Genomic DNA, 2,009 nt, shown 5'->3' with positions numbered 1-2,009 from the left:
GCGCACCCGGTCGACGTGCGCGTCCACCCCGTAGCGGGCCGCGTGGCGCACCGTCTGCGCCACTTCGGCGGCGTAGACGAACATCTTGGTCGGGATGCACCCGACGTTCAGGCAGGTGCCGCCGAAGGTGTCCTGCTCGCAGATCGCCACCCGCTTGGCGGCGTACCGTTCGTCGAGAATGCTGTTGCCCGAACCGGTTCCGATGATCGCCAGATCGTAGGTTTCCACCCGGTTTAGCCTAGGCACCGTGGCAGACCCAGCCAAGACCGATGTGCTGCTGGTCGGTGCGGGCATCATGAGCGCCACCCTGGGGGCGCTGTTGCGCCGGCTGCAGCCGGACTGGTCGATCACCCTGGTCGAGCGGTTGGACGCCGCCGCCGCCGAGAGCAGCGACCCGTGGAACAACGCCGGCACCGGCCACGCCGGACTCTGCGAGCTGTTCTACACGCCGCACCGGGCCGACGGCACGATCGACACCGCCAAGGCGGTCCGGGTCAACGAGCAGTTCCAGGTCACCCGCCAGTTCTGGTCCTACGCGGTGGCGAACGGTCTGCTGACCGACCCGCGCCGCTTCCTGCACCCGATCCCGCACGTCAGCTTCGTCACCGGTGCCGGGGGCGTCGATTATCTGCGCCGGCGCCATGCCGCACTGGCCGCCAACCCGCTCTTCGCCGGTATGGAGTTCATCGACGGCTTCGACGAATTCGCCGCCCGGCTGCCGTTGATGGCGACCGGTCGCGACCCCGACACCCCGGTGGCGCTGGGCTGGGCCCCGGACGGCACCGACGTGGACTTCGGCGCGCTGGCCACGGAGTTGATCGGCTACGGCGTGCGCAACGGCGGCAGCGCGTTCTTCGGCCACCAGGTGCACACCCTGACTCGGGAGCGCGACGGCCGCTGGACCGTCCGGCTGCGCAACCGGCGCACCGGCGAGCACCAGGCGATCAACGCCGGATTCGTCTTCGTCGGCGCCGGCGGCGGCACGCTGCGGCTGTTGCAGCGATCCGGCATCGCCGAGGCAAGGGGCTTCGGCGGCTTCCCGATCGGCGGCCGGTTCCTGCGTTGTGGCCGGCCGGAGGTGACCGCGCGGCACCGGGCCAAGGTCTACGGCGTCCCGGCGCCCGGCGCACCGTCGACGACCGCGCCGCATCTGGACACCCGGTTTGTCGGCGGCGCGTCCTGGCTGCTGTTCGGCCCGTTCGCCGGGTGGTCGCCGAGGTTCCTGAAGAACGGCGGGATCGCCGACCTGCCCGGCTCGATCCGGCCGGACAACCTGCCGTCGCTCTGCGCCGCGGCGGCCCGTGAGCGGGAGCTGATCGGCTACCTGATCGGTCGGCTGGGGCGACCGCACGCCGCCCGGGTCGACGCGCTGCGGGACTTCGCGCCGACCGCCACCGCCGCCGACTGGGAGTCGACGGCCGCCGGTCAGCGGGTGCAGGTGATCCGGCGCGGCCGGCTGGAATTCGACACCACCATCGTCAGCGCCGCCGACGGCAGCATCGCCGGGCTGCTCGGCGCCTCACCGGGCGCGTCGACGGCGGTGCCGGCCATGCTGGAGGTGCTGGCGCGCTGCTTCCCGGGCCGGTATCGGTCCTGGCTGCCGGCGCTGCGCGAGATGGTGCCGTCGCTGGGCGTCGAGCTCTCCCGCGAGCCGGAGCTGTTCGACCAGGTGTGGTCCTGGGGGACTCGGGTGCTGCGGTTGCAGCGCGAGGCGGGTTCTTAGCTCTACAGTTACCGGGTGACTGAGAGTCCGTATCTGGCCGGACTGAAGCTGGCCGGCAAGAAGGTCGTCGTCGTCGGCGGCGGGAACGTCGCCCAGCGGCGGCTGCCGTTGCTGGTGGCCAGCGGCGCCCGGGTGACCGTGATCGCCCGCACCGCGACACCGGCGGTCGAGGCGCTGGCCGAGCGCCGGCCCGGGATCGAGTTGGAGCTGCGGGACTACCGCGACGGGGACCTGGCCGACGCCTGGTACGCGCTGGCCGCCACCGACGACGTCGACGTCAACGTCG

The 2,009-nt window shown here is 72.3% G+C and carries 2 protein-coding genes and 1 pseudogene; 2 read left to right on the top strand and 1 reads right to left on the bottom strand.

Annotated features, from left to right (window positions below):
- Positions 1–228: pseudogene (locus tag AC2VNT_RS08740) on the bottom strand (mycothione reductase); the annotation flags it as partial.
- 19 nt (positions 229–247) lie between these two features.
- Between AC2VNT_RS08740 and mqo the strand changes: the two are divergent.
- Positions 248–1,723 carry a malate dehydrogenase (quinone) gene (gene mqo / locus AC2VNT_RS08735; RefSeq protein WP_486946479.1) on the top strand — a complete coding sequence of 492 codons (1,476 nt, stop codon included), beginning with the start codon at positions 248–250 and terminating at the stop codon, positions 1,721–1,723.
- 15 nt (positions 1,724–1,738) lie between these two features.
- The coding region (locus AC2VNT_RS08730) for an NAD(P)-dependent oxidoreductase (RefSeq protein ID WP_486946478.1) at positions 1,739–2,009 on the top strand (271 nt) is incomplete at its 3' end.

Source organism: Mycobacterium sp. TH-M15, assembly GCF_057473705.1.
The sequence above is the reverse complement of the archived record's forward strand: the minus strand, read 5'-3'. Positions and strand labels throughout refer to the sequence as shown.